The following is a 20,836-nucleotide window of genomic DNA, read 5'->3' as shown; positions in this document are numbered from 1 at the left end:
TTATGGTAAATGTACTATCAATAAATTGGGTTATTTTGTATAATGTATGTAAAAAGAGGTTGTCTATGAATCCTATCATGATTGATTTTCCAGATGAGTTTTTTACAGAGCGTCTACTGATAAGAATGCCTAAACCAGGTGATGGAAAGGTAGTATGTGAAGCTGTAAATGCTTCCGTTGAAGAGTTGAAGCCTTGGATGAAATGGGCTCAGGAAAAGCATACGGAGTATAATTCAGAACTTGGGATAAGAGAAGCACATATTAAATTCCTAAGTAGAGAAAACCTAAGGCTACTTGTATTTTTGAAGGATACCGGGCAATTAATAGCCTCTTCTAGCTTACATAGCATTGATTGGGAAGTTCGAAAGTTTGAAATTGGGTATTGGATTGATACTAGGTATAGTGGGAAAGGTTATATGACTGAAGCTGTACAAGGTATCACTGATTTTGCTTTTAATCATTTGAATGCAAATCGAATAGAAATACGTTGTGACACCAAAAACACAAAAAGCAAGATGATTCCCGAAAGATTGAGGTTTGACCTGGAAGGTGTTATTAGGAATGAAGACCTGTCTGTTGATGGAAGTGAATTAAGAGACACGAACATATATGCATTAGTAAAGTAAGCATCTTTAACTGATGCGATTTGTTAAGCCAACGAGCAGGTTGTTAACGTGGCTGAACAATCGTTCATCTTTCTAGCATGTATAATATGTTTTCGTTAAGAATGAGTGAATGTAAATAATACATATGGAGGTAATTAAGTTTGAAAACTCACTACTATTTCAGTTGGTTTAATCATTTTTTTCCTGAGAAGCTGGTCCATTGTTTGCAGGAGGATATACAAGACAGAAAATCGCTTGTTATGATTAGTGCTAATCCGTCTGGTTATAAAGATGAGCAAGTTAACTTTGATGATGTTTCTGAATGGACATGGTTGAATCAGGCTAATATTATTTTTGATGAATATCATTTTATTGATTACCGCATGCAGAAGGAAGATGCCCAGCGATTCATTCAGAACGCTTCTGTCATTTTTTTATGTGGTGGATATCCTGTTTTGCAGAACGATTTTTTGGCGGAATATGAATTATCGCATGTTATTAAGAATAGCGATGCCGTTATCATGGGTGCCAGCGCCGGTGCGTTAAACATGGCTGCAAAATGGTTAAGCTTGAATAACACTGATGAAGTTGAAACAAGTACCATTTATAATGGTATTGGTTTTGATCATTTTGCCTATGAATCTCATTCTCAACGCGACTACGCCACGTTTGTTCAAGGCTACCTGTTCCCCTTGTCTGAAGAGAATGATGTTTATGCGGCAGAACAGGAGAGCGCTATACGTGTAAAGGACGGCAAAATAGAAATAATGGGACCTGTATATTTAATTTCCCACTCAAAGATTCAGAAGTTGGTTGAGACGCTCTAATTAGGGTGAGTGGCTGTGACCTTACATAAGTAATTCCTTTTGATGTATAAAATCAAGGCTAACAGGCGAATCATCTCAGGTCTCCTTTCTATGATTAGAATACTGTTTGTAAACAGATGCAATCTTAATATCCCTAGGACCTATAGTCGGCAGGGTATCAAAGTGATCAGTTGCTGATTTCAACTAGCGGACAGGATAGTTTAATGATTGGTGCTAAAAGGCTGTACTAGATAGAACAATGTATAGTGTACTGTTGAGCTATGGGAGACCATAACAAAACCACCTTTTCGAAGGTGGTTTTGTTATGGTCAAATACTAGTATCAAAATTTAACATAGCCTAGATTTTAAATATTGCACCCACATCCCATGCAGCTCAGTTTCCGATACTTGAAATGCGCCTTGAAAATCAGTGGCATCGCGTATGAATTTGTTGAGCGCATCTAAACTGTATGAATGGATGAGATATTCTACGAGCAAGTGCGAGAATCCATATCCCCCTATCTTCTCGAAATCCCAGGTATCATTTGTTAATGCTTGAAAGCTAGGGACAGCGTTATTTTGAATCGATTCGGAGGTGCTATACTCGATATATTCTTGTGACATTTGTTTGGCTTCATGCCCGCCGAGACCGTGTGTAAGCCATTTTGGTGCCAACGGATTAATATCCTTCACTAACCACATTGTAAACAAGCTTATAGTGTGCCGTAGTACCGATTGATACGTATGCTCAGGGCCTGGGTTGAGTGGGGATACAATCTTAATTTTATTGTCTTCATAGGTTCCCATAAACCAATTGGGCGCATCCGGCTCGTTTATTGCTTGATGAAAAGTGGGCAGATCCGGATAGATCTCAATAGCGATTTTCTGAGAAGGTCGATGACGATAGATTGTAATAATTCGATTTACATTACTTTTCAACTCTTCAAATAAGTCATGGTATACCTTGTTCATACCATCATTTTTGGAGGGAGCCTCGCTTTTATCCACAATTGATATCAATTCTTTAATAGACATGATTGTAATGTCACCCCATTCTTTTAATTCTTTTTTTAGTTTGTTTAAGGCACGATAGAGTCTGTTCTTAACTGCGCTTTCAGACATCCCGATGATTTTGGATATTTCCAATAAAGTGCAATCGACGAAAAAACGCAATGATATGATTTGCTGATCTAATTCATTCAATCGGGCTAATGCAGCACTAATATCAAGACGGATATCGACATCTCTAGCAATATCGAGGGATATCGATTGGGACTGAAAATCGATTACTTCGTGCAACATTTCTTTAGTTCGTGATTTCGTGCGATACTCGTTTTTCACAATATTTTGAGCGATTTTGAAGAGCCAAGTAAATATACTGGAGTTATACTTAAACAAGTGAAAGTTTTCCATTGCTTTTAAAAAAGCTTGTTGCGTTAAGTCATCGGCAGTTGCCGAATTTGTTTTTACTGCAATATAATTTCGAATTCTATCTCGATATTGATTATAAATGGCTTCGAAATGCTGGATGTGCTCCTGATCCTCCGGAAGAACAGGGATTTTCTTTTTGTCTTGAGCTCGTGACACCAGTAATACCTCCTCCTGAACTTACAATTCATTAGACACCGAAGGGAGGTAAAAAGCCACATCGTTTTAAAATAATTTTACACGACGCCACTCCACTTTTTTTTAAACCCCGAAAAAGCAAAGCGTAAAGGCAATTCGGCTATGTGGTATTAAGTGAGGATTACCAATGGAGAAAGAGATGCAGGAGCTTAAAAAACGTATTGGCTTTCTGGGAAAGCAAATTCAGCTCATCTTGATTGGAATCTTTTAATTTATAACCCCCCAACCAATTGAACTAACGGGAAACGTTAGCTCAATAACAACAAGAAAGCAGCTGATCATTGTGATTGGCTGCTTTTACTCAACTAACGGGCAGTTTTGCTGAATAGATCTGCTGAGTATGTGGAGCACCTGGCCTCTCACGGTTGGTTGCGGACAAGAAAGATAAAATTCGTAAGGTAAAGGGGAGATCTTGCAGATACGATTGCGATTAAAAACTACCCATGGCGCACATGCGTCATGGGTAGTTTTTAATCATTTCCATACGTTCAGGAGGGGGCCGTGTGAAATAGCGATGTCCTAATCACTTCGTTGGACAGACAGAGTGGAAAGACAGAGTTTTGTGTAAAAATGGCCACCGCCCGGGAACGGCTATTCTTCGTATACATTTCCGAACCGACTTACTTGACCGGCCCCATCCAGGTTGAAATCGTCTTCTGCTGGTGTGGCAACGGCGGTTTCAATTTCCCGTTATCGATCAAATGCTTCAAAATATAAGCGACCAGCCGGCCTCCGCCGGTGTTACCTCTCACCATATAAGCAAGCTGCGGCTCCAAATGCTTCGGCTGATTTTGCAGGAACAGGTTGAGCATTTTATCGTAGAGCTTGCCGACAGCAGGCGCATACAGAGCGGACAAATCCGGCATTGCCTTGTTCAACCGATCCAACGTTTGCGGAGAGTCGATCCAAACCGCATTGAACTTGTACCCCTCCTCCGTCTTGCGGATGTACCCCTTCTCCAGCAGGAACGAATATTGCTCGGCGTTCTCTTCGTTGTCGGGCAATTCCCCTTGTTGGAACGCATGACAAATCTCGACATTCCGGTATTCCAGGAAACGCCAATCCATCTGGCGGTCGCTCCAGTAAGTATTGAATTGCCACAAGTATAAGGGAGTGTCTTCGACGTAGCGGAGCGACGGACCGAAGGTGACGTAACTACTCAAATCAAAACCCGGATCGGAACTGTGGCTCTGGTTTAACGCCGCATAGGCAATATACTGACCTCCGTCCTTTCGCATTGGTGCGACCGCATCGAAGTTTTCGCCCGCCGGCATGCTCCGCCATGATTGCTCCTCGACGTTCTTGGGCAGCAAGGTCCAGAGCAGGAAGTTATAGTCGCCGTCCGGAACGTACACTCCGCTATCCTCGACTTGCCGGCGAACTTCCATTAACGCGTCGAAATGAACATCGGCCACTTCGGCGGCGCAATCTTGCCAAAATTGATGACCGGCTACGGCCAACTCGAAGAGGTCCCAGACGATGGTATTGCTTTGGTATTTGCCGGGAGAGGTTTGGATGAGAAAATTGTAATCGGCCAGGTGCCGGACTTCGCCTTCCAGTAAAGACGGCGGCATTCCTAGCTCCTCCGCGATTTGATGTACGGTACGCGCCTTGTGATAAGCCGCGTAAACGATATTTTGCGCCAAGGCGCGTCCAAGAAAATCGTTGGTTTCGCCCAGTCTGCCGGCCGAACCGGAATGGCCCATTTCCCCCATGCTGACCGGATTGACACTTAAAGTTCCTGTTGCACGCATACGTTTCATCCCTTTCCGTAACTTCTTTTTAGCCTCGCTCAAATGCCACTTCACCGTGTTGACAGGAATGTTCAGAGCAATCGCGATATCGCCGATTTTAAGCTCGTCGTAGTAATGCATGACCACGATCCGGCGATGGATGTCGGAGAGAAACGCGACTTCTCGGCGCAGCTCACGGTAAGCTTCGGTTACCAGCAGCCGGTCAAGCGGCTCCCGGGAAGGGGCGGCAGACAGTTCGGACATGCCGTTGATTTCGATCGCTTGGGGAGCGTGCGCACGCTTTTTCAACCAATTGACCCAAGTGTATCGGGCAACCGTCCAGACGTAAGCATCGAGGCTTCTAATGTCCCGCACCCCAGAGAAGGATTTTAACAACTGCAGCATAATCTCCTGAGCCAGATCCTCCGCCTCGGCCCGCTGCTTGACCCGGTTTAACGCAAAACCGAAAATCGGTTTGACATAGCTCCGAATCGCTTCCGCCGCTTCTTTTCCGTTTTTACCAATTGAGTCCATTTTTTGCCTCCATAGTTGCATCTGTAATTCCTGACAATTATATAGTGTGCCAGGCGAAATAAAGGTTGGGATTATTTCAAAAAAAAAATTGGACGTCCTACCGGATCGCTCATATATGTATAATTACAAACATCATGAGTAGATTATTTGAATGGTTAAAAAGACGTTATGAACTTTTTGTTAAGTATATTGGAAAAGAATTAAACAAGTTGAAGATTACTTTAGATGTAAAGACCTCACTTTTAGTATATAAAGATACTTCTTTTCCGTTCAACTTCGGGAGGATACAAACTAGGAGCAGGAGCCAAAGTTCTTCTTCAGGGACTTGGGGTACTCCTTCGTTCCGTAGTTTACCAGGAGTGGTCTCGATTAATTATTCAAATGCATAATTGAGTTTCATTAAACTAACGGATGACAATAGGGATCGTTGCAAAAATGCTAACGATTCTTATTGGTATACCTTTAGGGGGATGTACTCCAGAAAATACGGACAAAAAAAGCCCAAAAGGGCTACTTCCATAATTGTCATAGTAAACTTTTCCTAGTACTCTCACTGATAAAAGAAATTATATCTTTTAACTTTCCCTTGTAGGAGTATGAGTAGCAACTTTCCATTTACCTTCCTCATAGGTTAAAGTTATTTTTGCAGAGAGCGACCCCTCATTGGTACGATACTTACTGACCTCTATGGCAATGTTATTATCTGATTGCTTCTCCTGCTTTTCAATTTTCAGTAAAATCCCTTTTAGCGTGTTTTCAGACTGTTCAGACAGTCCTTCTTCAATCAATTCTTCATAGGTTAGGTTATAAATTTTTACGTTATATTTGCTGTGAAGATAATCCTCAATGCTTTTCTTATCAAAATCCTTTAATGGAATTCCTTTATTAAAATCCAATGAGATATACTCCATGTTTTCGTTAAGAGCCGTATCTGTTGAAATGAACTCCTCCAACGCCACACGATAAGGTTCACCTAGTTCATTCTGCTGACTAGAGCCAGTAACACCACCTGCGCAAGCTGATAGTAAAAATAACGCTACAACACTGAGAATAAAATACATTGTCTTTACTTTTATGACAATCCCCTCCTTGGTACTCGTTACCTAAATAAACGTAATGATAACGAGAAATGTTGGATTTCAGTTTAAAAAGCAGCCCAATTAGGCTGCCTAATTAAGTTAGCAAGTAGGGTTAACGGCAAGGATCGTATGTTGGCAGAACTGTAATATCAGGAGAATTTATGGTTTTAATAGGGGATAATGATTACTTATTATTCCAGATACATGCTACTCTTTTTTTATTCCATAGTTTTCTTAACGGATAAATGGAAATTTAAATATTGGGGGTAATTGCTTGCTTCTATCCGAACGATTGCCAATTGCAGCAAGTCTGTACCCTGAGGAACCTGCGTTAATGCGACATGGCCAAACGATGAGTTATGGGGAGCTTTACGGTCTAGTTGAAAGACTTAGTCATTCTCTGTATGTTGAAGGACTCCGGGCCGGTGATCGCATTGCCCTTTTAGGTGATCCAGATCCCCAGCTCGTTGTTGCGTTTTATGCAGCAGTTGGGATCGGTGCTATACCGCTCGTACCGTCTCCTATGCTAACAGTGCCTGAACTCGCTGCGATATTTCAGGATGCAGAACCACATATGGTTATTCATGATGACCAACATGCTGAAGCCGCTATCGCCACGGTAAAGCTTCTTGGGTATTGTCCAAAACTATTCACGACAGAAGAAGAAGGGACGATTAGCAGTTCGCTCGCTGCTCTTTTACAACAGGAACCCGCGTCCTATCCAAAAGATCATTTCAATCGAAGTGTAGACGATACGGCAGTTCTGATTTATACGGGCGGGACAACTGGTCGGCCAAAAGGGGTAATGCATTCGCATCAAAGTATGGCAGCTTGGAATCAACTTACGCCTTCAGCAGGCTTCGGTCATGATCTCAGGCGTCGTGTGTTAGTGCTCAACCTATCCCATCTGGTGGGTCAGTTTCAGTTGTGGGCGACCATGGCTGCCGGAGGCTGTCTTGTATTCCTAGACGAATACCCGGCAGATGTACACCGCATTATGGAAGTTGTTGAACGTGATCAGATTACACAACTCAGCACAGTAGGCCAACTGCTTCGTGATCTTACCCGCGAGGCATCGGCAGGAGGTAGAAACTTGAAGAGTCTATCACTTATTGGCTGCGGAGGGTCCATTATTTCCCCGGATACACTACAGGAGGTCGTATCGCAATTTCCTGAAGTTATCATTGTGAACAACTACTCACAAGCGGAATGTGGAATGTCCATAAGCCGCCTTTTTCCTGCTCAGCATATGGGAGATCCTCATCGCCTTCGATCTGTAGGTCGTCCCGCCGACCTGGCTGCCCAGGGTGAACAGGCCTTCGAAGTTCGGATATTAAATATGGATGGAAGTGAGACAGTTAGGGGCGAGGCTGGAGAAATCGTTGTTCGAGGTGAACAAACCATGCTGGGGTATTGGCGCCAGTCGGAGGCTTCTGCCGAGACCATGCACGATGGCTGGATCCGAACTGGCGATGTCGGTTGTCTGGATGCCGAAGGTTACCTTTATGTGTTTGATCGCTTGAAGGATATGGTTATTGTGGGCGGTTCCAATGTGTTTTGCGCCGAAGTGGAGCATGTTATTGTGAGCCATGAGTCGGTAAGCGAGGCGGCCATAATCGGACATCCTCTTCCTGACGAAGGCGAGGAACTCGTTGCTTTCATAGTGTTACGGGACGGTGAAAGTATGGATCTGACGCGGGTGCGGGCGTTTTGTGAGCCACACCTTGCTCCGTACAAATGGCCGACTCAACTGTTCATTGTGGATACTTTGCCGAGAACAGCTGTGGATAAAATAGATAAAAAGCGGTTGCGCAAGCAGCTATCCTCAATTTCATCCGAAAAACTAGGCTAACGGAAAATGCTGTTTAATAACTGTTTGGTAGAGTATTCATTGTTTGATCAACAAGACAGCCCTTCAACTTCCTTTTGGAAGTGAAGGGCTGTATGTTTTCATTACGGTTATGCTGGCGCACACAAAAATACTTTGCAATATTATCTCAAAATCGTAGTGGCCTGATTGCCCGCATAATCCTCAATGACCAGCTTCAAAGAGCTGCTGCTGGACGCTGGTGTGAAGGTCAGTTCACTCAGCTTCGTTCTACCCCGAATGATATACGGGAATTTCTGCGAAACGTAAGTGACTCCGAACTCGCGTGGTACTCCATTTTCATATACATAGATCTTGTACCAGTCCTCCAGATCCGGGAGGGCTAATGTGTATTTTCCATCTTTTACCGTGACCTTTTCCTTGGCGTATGGTGTAATCTGAAGATCTGCGAGCTGTCCGGTATGGGTAACCGGGTTCTGCCCGCCAATGGCGATGTTCAGCACGTAATGTTCACCATTGGTCGGAAGTCCGGTCAGGATGGCAGACTGTTTTCCTTTTTTGACCTGAAGCGACTTGGTGAAGGGTTCTTTTGTGTATTCGGTTTCTAGTGTGAGCTGAATTGACTCGTTGCCTTTATCTTTATCTTTATCCTTATCCGTATTCTTATCTTTGCCCGAATCTTTCACTTTCTTCGGGTTTTTCCAGCTTACGATGGCATCGCCATTCTTTTTGAATTTCACATCCATATTCTGAACGGCTGCATTCAGATCGTAAGGTAGGACGGTTGCTTCACTTTCGGTACCATCTGCACCAACAGCACGTATGGACAGGTCACCAGACGGCTGTTTTAGCGATTTGATATAAAAAGTGGAATCATACACGCCGCCAACATAGGCACCATTTTCATATAAATTGTATTGTTTGACCTCTGAATAGTCCTTCATGTCCCATGCGACAACCAGTTCATCGGTGTTGGTCAGTGCTTTGGCAATATGGAATCCGGTCGGTGCATCCGGTACAGCCGCTGAACCGTCGAACATACGGATCTCACCAATATTCATCTGGTAATTCTCAATCGCTTTGCCATTCGGGTCAAAAGATAATCCCATAGCGGCAATGGTTTTTCCTTGATAGGCGCTCAAATCCAGCGAAGTTGTCTTCCAACCTGTAGTATGCTGGCCTGACTGAGGCACTTCCACATTGACCACGTTGGATGGATCATCTTCGAAGATCAACCCAACATGCAGGGAGGAAGCGTCACTAGTCGACGGTTTGTTATACGTCAGTTCTAGTTTCGATTGTCCGTTGACGGACAGGTCGGTCTTGTACAGGCGCAGGAAGTTCTCCGCGTTCAATGTACCGTTCACCACGAGAGAGCTGCCGCCATTGAATGCGCCGATGGAGTCATAGTTGTACCTTGCGCCTTTCTCATAAGATGGACCGTAGTCAAAATCAACACTGAGCTTGTCGCCTTCGCTATCCATCCACCATTGCCAAGTGACAGGGATATCCTGAATGTTGATATTCGACCATTCTTTATCGTTCGAGACAGCGCCGTCTTCATAATATTTCAGACCGTGTCCCGTATTGAAACTTGTTGCAAAATTAGAGCCGTTGATGACGGATCGCTCGGTAAGATACGCAGCGATTCCATCCCAGTTTGCACCGGAAGCATACACATCCGATAGATCGGCAGACGCATTACGACGTGCATCTGTCGGGTCTTGATTTGGACCAGACCACCACGCACGATCACGTACAAAGGTCATCCACTGGTACTCATCCTCAGCTCGGTGATTAGTGCTGCCATCGCCCATTTCTTCATCCAGGGCGTTGTGGGTGAAATCGGCACCCAATGTCGCGATACTATTCATAGGCTGACCGTTCTCATCCAGGTTATGACGCAGGTCGTAGGACTGCTTCCAGCGGCCGAATTTGTCATGACCACCTTCAACACCAGCAAATACGGTTTCCAATGGATTCAGTCCCAAGCTAAGGGCATGATCACGGGAATCGCGGAGCATCTTGTGGTTCCATACATAGTTCAGGAAGATGGAATCCGAGACTCTGCCGAGAACGGAATCTCGTACAAAGGGGCTGTTGAGCCCATTGAATTGGTTCTGGTATTGAATCTTACCTGTTGTATTGATGGTGGAATCATACCACTGAACGTACAGGCCTTTATCTCTTAGATATTTCATGAATTTCTTGTAGGAAGCGATATCCTCAGGGGCTACACCCCGGGCAACCTCTTCCTGATTGAAGAAGTATCCATCGTAGTTGTAGTACTTCGCCATCTCCGCCAGTTTCTCGGCCACAGGGAAATTACCGTTTTCATCCTGGATCAGCATTTGTTTATAGGTTTGTGGCCCACGGTCATTGTCCGAGAAAAAGATGTTAGCAATGGACTTAACGCCATTCTTGTGGGCTGCATTGGTGTAGGCCGGATTCGGAATGTTCAAGACACCAAACTCAAAGTATTTCTCCGTCCATTCTTTACTCGGATCGTACAGCTCCTCAGGTACTCCCGCAGAGGCCATGCCGTGCCAATAGCTGTAGTAGTCTGTATATTGCCAATAATTAAATAGATACTGGCTGAATTCATTGGTATAAGGTGTGCTATCGAAGAATGCATTGCCATAATCGCCACTCATTGTGAACAGTTGGGTGTCCGGGCTAAGCTCAGGATAAGCCTGTGTGGCAGCGAACGCTTCATTACGGGGCTGCAAGGGAACATGGGCACGAAGGAGATCACCATGGATATCACTTTCCGGTGTCCAGTTCAGAATCTGGGCCGAGGTGTACCCGTGTTGATAGGGCTGATTCACCCCTTTGGCACTTTCACCGGTGTAAGGGAGCGTGTCTCCTGCATAAACGGATGATGCAACAACTTGTCCAAGCAGAGCCGTAGTCAGGACCATGGCAGTGACCTTGGGAATGATGCCTTTTGGTTTGAGTTTGCGTGTCATGCTGTTCCTCCTTCAAGTGGAATGAATGTAAGGTATTCTTTTACACAAAGCTAAACTTATGGTTAACGATAGTGGATGAAAGCGTTTTTAAATAGGGTGAAATTAAAGAAACACAGATATAAACTAAAGAAAAGTTACAGGTGACAAGTTAATGTCAGAAGCCTGATGGTATAATTCAAGTCAGGAAAACAGCATCGGAGGGAACATGCGAATTGAAAATTGTTAGCGTTTACAATAATTTCTTCAAAAATAATATGTTTATGAAAATGCTCCTGATTTTCTCGATGATATCCATTGTCACGATTATTACGTTATCTTATATCATCTTCCTGTCGGTGTCCGACTCCACGATTCGCCGGGAACTGGCGATCCAGAAAGCGGCGATGGAACATGTGGATCGGTACATTCATCAGCAGTATGAATCGGTACAAAACATGGTGAGGGACATGCATCAGAATGAGGCACTCTCGGCCAACATTACTTATCTGATGAATCATTCGTACGCTGAATATGTTCAGCACATGACGAATGGATATTACGCCAATCAGGACGATTATTCGGCCGATGTGTTGAAACATTTTCAGAACATTATGGATCGCAATTCGCAGATTAATCAACTCATGTTATATAGCGCTGAGCAGCAGGATCTATCTACCTTCAATCAACACAAGCAGTTCCGCAAGCTGGACGCGAATGTAGCTCATTCCTATATTCCGGACGTGATGGCGATGGAAACACCCAATATTAGTGCACCCAATTACTGGATACGCAAAGAGATTAATCAATGGGACCCTGCGCTCTACTCCATCCGCGTACCAATTAACAATACACAGACTCTTCGGAATCTGGGCCAATTTCTTGTCTTCTTTGACTCAGAAGGAATCGGTAATGCGCTGGATAACTACGAGAGTAATCTCAAGGGAGAAATCGTGGTGTTATCGGCGAAAGGGACAGTGTTGTTTGACTCCAACAATCATTATTATGGGAAGAAGTATCCCTACGTGAATGTGGCCGATTCCCTGTTTGACCAGACCGATATGGATTCGATGAAAAAGGAGCAGAACATGTACGTGAACAAGTTTGTCTCCGCGGATCAGGGCTATGTGGTCATTGGCACCGTTCCGGTAGAAGAGATGGCTGAAACCTATGCGGGTATTCGCAATACCATCATCTCGATCAGTATCGTATGTATTTTGTTTGCCGTGCTGGTTCCGGCGTTTTTCATTATTAACTTTGCCAAACGAACCCGCCGAATTATTCGATTCACCCAAAAAGTAAAGTACGGCAACTTGACGGCTCGCATCGACGATCCGCGTGATGATGAACTGGGGCAGATCTCCCATAGCTTCAACGACATGCTGGATGAGCTGAATCTGTATATTGAACGGGTCTACAAAGCCGAGATCAAACAGAAGGAGACCGAACTGGTCGCTTTACAGGCGCGCATCAATCCTCATTTTCTCTATAATACGCTTGAAGTAATTCGGATGAGGGCGATATCTCAGGGGGCGAGGGATGTCGGCGAGATGATCTATAGCCTATCCGTTTTGTTTAAGAGCCTGGTACAGCAGAAGAAAAACTATACGCTTAAGGATGAGATGGAAGCTTGCCGGTTATATCTGGAGTTATTCCGAATCCGCTACAAGGACATTTTTATCTATACGATTCAGATCGACGCTGCTTATTATCAACACCCTGTGGTCAAACTTTCGCTGCAACCCATCATTGAGAATTATGTCGTACACGGCATTCAGACAGAACGTTCGGATAACCGATTATCGATTGTTGTGGAAGAGACGGATGATGTGGTGCAAGTGGAAGTCAAAGATAATGGCAAAGGCATTGATCCGGCACGCCTGACAGAAATCCTTGAAGAACTGGAACGTCCTGAAGAGTCTGGTCAGATGTTCGGGCTGCGCAGTGTCCATAGTCGATTGCGCTTCCTGTATGGGCCAGAGTTCGGTATCACCATAGAGAGCACCCTCGGAGAAGGAACACGGATCAGGGTGCGTTATCCACATACAGAAGGGACAGGTGTTTAATATGTACAAGGTGTTTATTGTGGACGATGAGCCATTCATCATTGAAGGTTTATACGATATTGTGGATTGGTCTTCATTTGGAATGGAAATTGTGAGTCATGCGGGCAATGGACAAGCGGCGTTACAAGCGCTCTCTTCTCAGCCTGTGGACATTCTGATCACGGATATATCCATGCCACTCATGAATGGTCTTGACCTGATTCGGGAAGCAAGGCGAGTGCAACCTGAGCTTAAGGTCATTATCCTCAGTGGTTTCAATGAGTTCGAATATCTGAAGGAAGGTATGCAACTGGGGATCGAAAATTATCTGCTCAAACCGATTAATGTGGAGGAACTGGAATCCACGCTGAGCAACACAGCGTCCAAGCTGGATCATATGGTATCACCTCAAGCCGATGATGCGTATGGCATCCAGATTCTGAAAGATAACATTCTTCATCGATGGCTTACAGGACAGATTGCAGCTACCGAATTTGAAGAACGTGCCCAGTTTATGAACCTTTCGCTGGATGCACCTGACGTTGCTGTGGCTGTCTTGCGGGACAAAGGACAGACATCTGGCATGTTTGAACGCGTGGAAGAGATGCTTAGAGACAGACGCCATCTGAACGTATTTCATGATATCGATGGAGACATCGTCATTATTGCCAATATTCAGGGTACGAGTGACGAGGAACAGAAGTTGATGGATGGCTTGCAGGCATTTTCTGATGAGATAACCGTAACCCATCCGGCGGCACGCATTGGAGCAGGCAGGTTGATGAAGGGACTGTACCATGCGCCGACCAGTTATGCCGAGGCCAAAAAAGCACTCCAGTATGTGATGATTTATCCCGACCTTAAAGTCATCGACCATGCCATACTGGAAAGGTGCGGAAATTCAACGGCGACCTTTTTCATTGAATGGAGGGAGTATGCCAAACTTATTCTGTCCCGCAATACAGAACAACTTGCCGACCGGATTCGCATGGATTTTGAACAGCATCGCGATGGGCTTACACCTGGGGAGTTACAGAATACCGCATTGGAAGTTGTGATTCGCTTCAAAATGGAACTGGAGGGCATCAAACATTCGGATGAGTCTGCCATATACCAACAAGGGCTTCAACTTGTACTGGACAGTGGTACTTTTGATGAACTCGTGCGGGCGCTTCAGCAGGTTGGGTCGCAGACGATCCAATCCCTATTGCAGGATCTGAAAAATCCAATTGTGAATCAGGTGCTTCAGCATATCGAAAAACACTACGCAGAAGAACTTTCCCTGAAGCTGCTGGGTGCCCACTATCATCTGCATCCGGTGTATTTGGGACAATTGTTCCATAAGGAGACCGGAGAGACGTTTGCCGAATATATCAACAAATACCGGATTGAACGTGCGAAGGAGCAACTACGCAATTCCAATCTGAAGGTACATGAGATCGCCCGAAATGTGGGGTATTGGGAGACGGGGTATTTCTATAAACAGTTCCGCAAATATGTGGGGATTTCACCGACTGATTTCAAGGTGTTTGGTTAATTCGGTGACGGGTAGATCCAACTATGCGGACAGAGAGCCAAGAGACATATCGGGAACAGGAATGGCATGGATGAAAATCATGGCATACGTTACCCGGCATGTCTCTTTCATGTAAGCGATTTATTTAAATAGGTACAAAATAGTTGCCCAAGGATGATTTCTCTTTAATTTGTACCTCGAAAACTTAAGTTTATCTTCTTTTTGTAAATGCTTTCATTCGATAAGGTTAAAGCAGTTAGTAAGTAGAGCCTAAGGGAACACGAAAAGGGAGGATCAAAGAAATGAGTAAACAAAGAAAACGCTTCTCACTCGTTCTTGCATTGTTAATGGCCGTTACACTTGTTCTTAGTGCCTGTGGAGGAAGCAAAAGTGCTTCGGAATCCGAAGGAGCTGGAGATGACGCGGTAGAGTTGATCTGGTATACCATCGGTACTCCTCAGAAAGACGTTAATAAAGTGATGGAAGAAGTCAGCAAGTATACCAAAGAGAAAATTAATGCCACGGTAACGATGAAGATGGTTGACTGGGGTGACTACCCGCAGAAGATGCAGGTTAACGTAGCATCCGGTGAACCAATGGACATTCTGTTCACTTCTTCTGGTGGATTCGATTATGTACAAAATGCCAGAAAAGGTGCATTCCTTGAACTGGATGACCTGCTTGCTGAATACGGTCAGGATCTTACCAAGACCATTGATCCTGCATTCCTCAGCGGTTCCAAGGTAGATGGACACAATTACGGAATTCCAGCCAACAAAGAGCTGCCACAACAAGAGGTATGGCGCTTTAACCAAATGCTGGTTGATAAATACAAGTTGGACATCTCTGGCGTTCGTACGTTAGACAGTCTGGAGCCTCTGCTCAAAACAATTAAGGAAAACGAGGCGAGTGTAACACCTTTTGCCATGGATAAGAACTACGTTCCTTACGTGCCTTATGACTATGTCATTCAGAATCTGCCAATGGCAATCAAGCTGGATACAACAGACTATAAGCTTGTAAACATACTGGAAACACCTGAAATGAAAGAAGCACTTACCACAATGCACAAATACTACAAGGCTGGTTATGTATCGGCAGAAGCGGCAACAACAGGTTCCACGAACGACCTGACAACATCGGGCAACTGGTTCCTGGATCGTGCACAGACTCAGCCGCTCGCGGACAATCAATGGTCTGCAAGTTACGGTTATCAAGTCGTTTCAACACCTGCAAGTGAAGCAATTATAACGAATACATCTGTACAAGGCTCCATTATGGCGATCTCGGCCAACTCGGAATATCCGGAGAAAGCGATGGAGTTCCTGAACCTGCTGAATACAGATCCTGTGCTGCGTAATATGGTGGATTCCGGTATCGAGGGCACACACTACAAAAAAGTGGATGACACACATATGGAAAATCTGCCTGAATCGAAAAACTACGATATGCCTTCATACTCCCTTGGGAACAACATGCTGCTCTATCTGAACAGCAATGACCCGGATAACAAATGGGATGAGTTCAAGAAGTTTAACGCTGAAGGTGTCAATTCCCCGATCCTCAGCTTTAACTTTGATGCAAGCAACGTATCGTCCGAACTGACAGCGGTACAGAACGTGAAAGAGCAATATTGGGCAGCACTGATGACAGGTACACTGGACCCGGCAGCCAATCTGGATCAAGTGATTGAGAAGTTTAATCAAGCCGGACTGGAGAAAGTAATGGCTGAAGCCCAAAGCCAGCTGGATGCCTGGAGAGCGGAAAACAAGTAACAGTACATCGTAAGGATCGGGCGGCTGCTTATCGCGTCCGGTCCTTTTTCATTCAAGCCTGAAGGAGGGTATCCACAATGACTACATTTTTGAAAAACCTGATTAGAAACCGAGTCATGCTGCTCATGGTGCTGCCAGGCGCCATCTGGTTCTTCTTTTTCTCCTACTTGCCACTTGTGGGCACAGTGGCTGCTTTCAAAGAATATCGATTCAGCCGTGAAGGGTTCTGGGCAAGTCTGATGAAGAGTGAATGGGTTGGCTGGGACAATTTCAAATTCCTGTTCAGCACAAGTGACGCATGGCTCATTACACGCAACACCCTCTTTTATAACATCGCCATTATCTTCCTGGGACTGGTATTTGCTGTGGCATTGGCAATCCTGCTCTCGGAACTAGTGAATAAACGACTCGCCAAACTGTATCAAACTGGCATGTTTCTGCCGTATTTTCTATCCTGGGTTATCGTAGGTTACTTCGCATTCAGCTTCTTGAGCATGGACCGCGGGATGTTGAATCAGATTATCGGCTGGTTTGGGATGGAACCAATTCAGTGGTATTCCGAGGCGAAATATTGGCCGTATATTCTGGTATTCGTAGCGTTATGGAAAACCATCGGTTATAGCAGCGTTGTCTATCTGGCTTCCATTCTGGGGATTGATAAATCACTGTATGAAGCAGCCATGATTGATGGAGCAAGCAAATGGCAGCAGATTCGCAATATTACGATTCCGTTGCTGTCGCCCATCATTACGATTATGACCTTGCTGGCCGTAGGCCGCATTTTCTATGCCGACTTTGGACTCTTTTATCAGGTGCCAAGGGATTCGGGTACGCTTTATTCCGTGACAAATGTTATTGATACGTATGTATATCGAGGTTTGAAAACTAGTGGTGAGATCGGCATGAGTACAGCAGCGGGATTGTATCAATCCGTGGTGGGCTTTGTGCTTGTTATTATCTCCAACTATGTTGTTCGCAAAGTAGATAAAGACAGCAGCCTATTCTAGGACAGGGAAAGGAGTGAACCACTATGGCTCAAGCAAGGCTTGTTAAAAAACGCGACTTCCACCACGTATCCAACGGATGGAACGTGATCATGAACATCATCGCCGGTCTATTTGCTCTGATCTGTGTATTTCCTTTTATATTTGTAGTTATCATCTCGTTTACAGACGAGAAAGCACTGGCCCGTGATGGGTATCGTCTGATTCCGGCAGAATGGAGTCTCGCGGCATATCAGTTTGTCTGGCAGAGTGGGGACACGCTGCTGCGGGCGTATGGAGTTACCATCCTGGTGACGGTACTCGGTACCATTATCAGTTTGATTCTCATGTCGCTGTATGCGTATGCGGTTTCCCGCAAGAGCTTCAGATATCGGAGATTTTTCTCCATCTTTGCAATTCTTACCATGCTGTTCAACGGCGGGATGATTCCAACCTATATGGTCGTATCCCAGCTGCTCGGGTTGAAAGATACGTTATGGGCACTGATTCTGCCGCTGGCGATGAATGCCTTCTATATTATGATCCTGCGTACATTCTACTCCACCAGTGTACCGGATGCAGTCATTGAATCGGCGAAGATTGATGGCGCCGGTGAGTTCTATACCTTTATGAAAATCGTGGTTCCACTCTCCTTGCCGGGACTGGCAACCATCGGGTTGTTCAGTACACTCGGTTACTGGAATGATTGGTTCAATGCGCTGTTATACATCGATAATCCGAATCTGGTACCACTGCAATCTATGTTAATGCGGATTGAGTCGAGTATCCAATTTATCCAGCAGAACTCTGCTAACAGTTCGATGAGTCTGGCAGCCATGCAGTCCATTCCGCAGGATACGTCCCGAATGGCGATGGTTGTGCTTGCTACGTTGCCGATTATATTCGCTTATCCGTTTTTCCAGCGTTATTTTGTACAGGGTCTGACGGTGGGCGCGGTCAAAGAATAACCGGATCACGTTATAGGATTGGAGAGATGCAGATTGATGACTTATAAGGACCAAAGCAAATCCGTAGAGGAACGGGTACAACACCTGCTTAGCCTGATGACTACGGAAGAAAAGGTAGGTCAACTTACGCAGCCATTTGGCTGGCAGACCTATACGAATGATCAAGGGAACATCACGTTAAACGAATCCTTTAAACAGCAAGTGGAAAATGGGGGCGTCGGCTCCCTCTATGGTGCACTTCGCGCAGATCCGTGGACGGGCGTTACGCTGGAAAATGGACTATCCGCCAGAGAAGGCGCTGAGGCGGTCAATCTGATTCAACGTTATGCAATAGAACATTCCAGACTGGGGATTCCCATTCTGATCGGGGAAGAGTGCTCGCATGGTCATATGGCTATTGACGGAACGGTCTATCCTGTCCCTCTTTTACTGGGGAGCACCTGGAATGTGGATCTGTATCGGGAGATGTGCCGGGCAGTAGCACGGGAGACACGTGCTCAAGGTGGTGCGGTCACCTATTCTCCGGTACTGGATGTTGTGCGTGATCCGCGCTGGGGACGTACGGAGGAATGTTTCGGTGAAGATCCGTTTCTCATTGGAGAGCTGGCAGTTGCTTCCGTAGAAGGGCTTCAGGGTGAAAGTCTTGACCGTGGAGATACAGTAGCGGCAACGCTGAAACATTTTGTTGGTTATGGCAGCTCAGAAGGCGGACGTAATGCAGGGCCTGTACATATGGGCTGGCGCGAGCTGCTGGAAGTGGATCTCTATCCATTCCGCAAAGCGGTGGAAGCGGGCGCTGCGTCGATCATGCCAGCATATAACGAAATTGATGGCACGCCTTGCACCGTGAATACGGAATTGCTGGAAGATGTTTTGCGTAAGGATTGGGGCTTTGACGGTCTGGTCATTACGGATTGTGGTGCGATCAACATGCTAGCAAGTGGGCATGATGTCGCGGCGGATGGAATGGAAGCTTCCGTACAGGCGATTGAGGCAGGCATCGATATGGAAATGTCCGGTGAGATGTTTGGGCAATATCTGGTGCAGGCGGTGGCAGAAGGCAAACTTGATATGCAGGTTCTGGATCAGGCTGCCTCTCGCGTGCTGGCGTTGAAGTTCAGACTGGGTTTATTCGAACAGCCTTATGTGGATGCCGATCGGGCAGCAGAAGTAATTGGAAGTGAAGCGCATATTCAACTGGCACGCCAGTTGGCTGCGGAAGGGGTTGTACTTCTCAAAAATGAGGCTGACACGTTACCTCTCTCGTTAGCAAATGTGGGCCGGATTGCCGTGATCGGCCCAAATGCGGATCAGGCCTACAATCAACTGGGCGATTACACATCTCCGCAACCGAAGTCGAAAGTAGCGACGGTACTGGATGGGATTCGCAGTAAGCTGGCTAGTCATGTGGATGGGCAAACGGAGAAGAGTTCTGTTGGTGCTTTGACTGGTGACAGCAGTACAGATCAGGTTCTTTATGCACCAGGCTGCCGGATCAAAGGTGATTCGAAAGAAGGATTCGAGCGTGCGATCGAAGTTGCCAGTCAAGCGGATACGGTCATTATGGTGGTTGGTGGCTCCAGTGCACGTGACTTTGGAGAAGGAACAATTGATCTGAAGACGGGGGCTTCCAATGTGTCGGATAACTCCTGGAATGATATGGAGTGTGGCGAAGGGATCGACCGGATGACGTTGGGTCTTGCCGGAGTACAGTTGGAACTTATTCAGGAGATTCACAAGCTCGGCAAGAAACTTGTCGTTGTTTACATTAATGGTCGTCCCATCACTGAACCTTGGGTGGATGAACATGCCGATGCAATTCTGGAGGCGTGGTATCCGGGTCAAGAGGGCGGTCGTGCCATTGCAGATATTTTATTCGGTGATGTGAATCCGTCAGGCAAATTGACGATCTCCATTCCGAAGCATGTCGGCCAATTACCGATCTATTATAACGGCAAACGTTCCCGAGGCAAACGTTACCTCGAAGAGGATCTGGAGCCACGTTATGCATTTGGATACGGACTTAGCTATACCACATATGAGTACAGTGAACCGCAGCTGAGTGTTGCATCTATGACAACTGATGATTCAGTTACGGTATCGGTGAACGTGACCAACACCGGCCGTTATGCAGGTGCAGAAGTTGTACAGATGTACATCTCTGACGTGGTCAGCTCACTAACTCGTCCGGCCAAGGAACTGAAGGGGTTTGCAAAAGTGAACCTGGAGCCAGGAGAGACACAGACCGTGGAATTCCACATCGGGGCCGAGCAGCTGCAGTATATTGGTCGTGATTTGAAGCCTGTCGTTGAACCGGGACAATTCCATATTCATATCGGCAGCAGCGTAAACGATACGCAAATAGCCGAACTGACCGTAAGGGAGGCGTAAG

The 20,836-nt window shown here is 45.6% G+C and carries 13 protein-coding genes; 9 read left to right on the top strand and 4 right to left on the bottom strand.

What is annotated here, in order from left to right:
* The first annotated feature begins 65 nt into the window (after positions 1 to 65).
* On the top strand, positions 66 to 626 hold the full coding sequence (locus MKY44_RS23315; RefSeq protein ID WP_341008812.1) for a GNAT family N-acetyltransferase: 561 nt from the start codon (positions 66 to 68) through the stop codon (positions 624 to 626).
* Positions 627 to 766: 140 nt separating this feature from the next.
* Positions 767 to 1,432: a Type 1 glutamine amidotransferase-like domain-containing protein gene (locus MKY44_RS23310; protein WP_341008811.1), complete on the top strand. Its 666-nt coding sequence runs from the start codon at positions 767 to 769 to the stop codon at positions 1,430 to 1,432.
* Between the two features lie 328 nt (positions 1,433 to 1,760).
* On the opposite strand, the gene MKY44_RS23305 is transcribed toward MKY44_RS23310, so the two are convergent.
* The 3 genes from MKY44_RS23305 to MKY44_RS23295 form a co-directional block, all read right to left on the bottom strand.
* Positions 1,761 to 2,999: an RNA polymerase sigma factor gene (locus MKY44_RS23305; RefSeq protein WP_341008810.1), complete on the bottom strand. Its 1,239-nt coding sequence runs from the start codon at positions 2,997 to 2,999 to the stop codon at positions 1,761 to 1,763.
* A 659-nt stretch (positions 3,000 to 3,658) separates the two neighbouring features.
* Complete coding sequence (locus MKY44_RS23300) at positions 3,659 to 5,305, bottom strand: RNA polymerase sigma factor (RefSeq protein WP_341008808.1); 1,647 nt, start codon at positions 5,303 to 5,305, stop codon at positions 3,659 to 3,661.
* 575 nt (positions 5,306 to 5,880) lie between these two features.
* A complete protein-coding gene (locus tag MKY44_RS23295) occupies positions 5,881 to 6,366 on the bottom strand; it encodes a hypothetical protein (RefSeq protein WP_341008806.1) in 486 nt (161 codons plus the stop codon).
* Positions 6,367 to 6,658: 292 nt separating this feature from the next.
* Here MKY44_RS23295 and MKY44_RS23290 point away from each other — a divergent pair, with 292 nt between their 5' ends.
* Positions 6,659 to 8,236 (top strand): class I adenylate-forming enzyme family protein, encoded by a 1,578-nt coding sequence (locus MKY44_RS23290; RefSeq protein WP_341008805.1) that lies wholly within the window; start codon positions 6,659 to 6,661, stop codon positions 8,234 to 8,236.
* Positions 8,237 to 8,376: 140 nt separating this feature from the next.
* Here MKY44_RS23290 and MKY44_RS23285 read toward each other — a convergent pair whose 3' ends face one another.
* The gene (locus MKY44_RS23285; protein WP_341008804.1) at positions 8,377 to 11,181 is read right to left on the bottom strand and encodes an endo-beta-N-acetylglucosaminidase; all 2,805 of its coding nucleotides are present in this window, start codon (positions 11,179 to 11,181) and stop codon (positions 8,377 to 8,379) included.
* Positions 11,182 to 11,393: 212 nt separating this feature from the next.
* Between MKY44_RS23285 and MKY44_RS23280 the strand changes: the two genes are divergently transcribed.
* The 6 genes from MKY44_RS23280 to MKY44_RS23255 all read left to right on the top strand — a co-directional run bounded on the left by MKY44_RS23280 (position 11,394) and on the right by MKY44_RS23255 (position 20,835).
* The gene (locus tag MKY44_RS23280) at positions 11,394 to 13,223 is read left to right on the top strand and encodes a sensor histidine kinase (RefSeq protein ID WP_413407319.1); all 1,830 of its coding nucleotides are present in this window, start codon (positions 11,394 to 11,396) and stop codon (positions 13,221 to 13,223) included.
* Position 13,224: 1 nt separating this feature from the next.
* Entirely contained in the window at positions 13,225 to 14,739 is a 1,515-nt protein-coding gene (locus MKY44_RS23275; protein WP_341008802.1) for a response regulator transcription factor, read from the top strand.
* 281 nt (positions 14,740 to 15,020) lie between these two features.
* Complete coding sequence (locus MKY44_RS23270) at positions 15,021 to 16,493, top strand: ABC transporter substrate-binding protein (RefSeq protein WP_341008800.1); 1,473 nt, start codon at positions 15,021 to 15,023, stop codon at positions 16,491 to 16,493.
* A gap of 77 nt (positions 16,494 to 16,570) precedes the next feature.
* Positions 16,571 to 17,500: an ABC transporter permease gene (locus MKY44_RS23265; RefSeq protein WP_036605780.1), complete on the top strand. Its 930-nt coding sequence runs from the start codon at positions 16,571 to 16,573 to the stop codon at positions 17,498 to 17,500.
* 23 nt (positions 17,501 to 17,523) lie between these two features.
* Positions 17,524 to 18,444 (top strand): carbohydrate ABC transporter permease, encoded by a 921-nt coding sequence (locus tag MKY44_RS23260; RefSeq protein ID WP_340031188.1) that lies wholly within the window; start codon positions 17,524 to 17,526, stop codon positions 18,442 to 18,444.
* Between the two features lie 36 nt (positions 18,445 to 18,480).
* The gene (locus MKY44_RS23255; RefSeq protein WP_341009929.1) at positions 18,481 to 20,835 is read left to right on the top strand and encodes a glycoside hydrolase family 3 N-terminal domain-containing protein; all 2,355 of its coding nucleotides are present in this window, start codon (positions 18,481 to 18,483) and stop codon (positions 20,833 to 20,835) included.
* Position 20,836 lies beyond the last annotated feature (1 nt).

It is taken from the genome of Paenibacillus sp. FSL R7-0026 (assembly GCF_038004485.1).
GTDB classification, from domain to species: domain Bacteria; phylum Bacillota; class Bacilli; order Paenibacillales; family Paenibacillaceae; genus Paenibacillus; species Paenibacillus xylanexedens_A.
This window is presented reverse-complemented; position numbering and strand designations above follow the sequence as displayed.

Coding starts and splice junctions, on each gene's coding strand:
- MKY44_RS23270 (WP_341008800.1), top strand. CDS start 15,021: ATGAGTAAACAAAGAAAACGCTTCTCACTCGTTCTTGCATTGTTAATG.
- MKY44_RS23285 (WP_341008804.1), bottom strand. CDS start 11,181: ATGACACGCAAACTCAAACCAAAAGGCATCATTCCCAAGGTCACTGCC.
- MKY44_RS23300 (WP_341008808.1), bottom strand. CDS start 5,305: ATGGACTCAATTGGTAAAAACGGAAAAGAAGCGGCGGAAGCGATTCGG.
- MKY44_RS23260 (WP_340031188.1), top strand. CDS start 17,524: ATGGCTCAAGCAAGGCTTGTTAAAAAACGCGACTTCCACCACGTATCC.
- MKY44_RS23255 (WP_341009929.1), top strand. CDS start 18,481: ATGACTTATAAGGACCAAAGCAAATCCGTAGAGGAACGGGTACAACAC.
- MKY44_RS23265 (WP_036605780.1), top strand. CDS start 16,571: ATGACTACATTTTTGAAAAACCTGATTAGAAACCGAGTCATGCTGCTC.
- MKY44_RS23315 (WP_341008812.1), top strand. CDS start 66: ATGAATCCTATCATGATTGATTTTCCAGATGAGTTTTTTACAGAGCGT.
- MKY44_RS23295 (WP_341008806.1), bottom strand. CDS start 6,366: ATGTATTTTATTCTCAGTGTTGTAGCGTTATTTTTACTATCAGCTTGC.
- MKY44_RS23275 (WP_341008802.1), top strand. CDS start 13,225: ATGTACAAGGTGTTTATTGTGGACGATGAGCCATTCATCATTGAAGGT.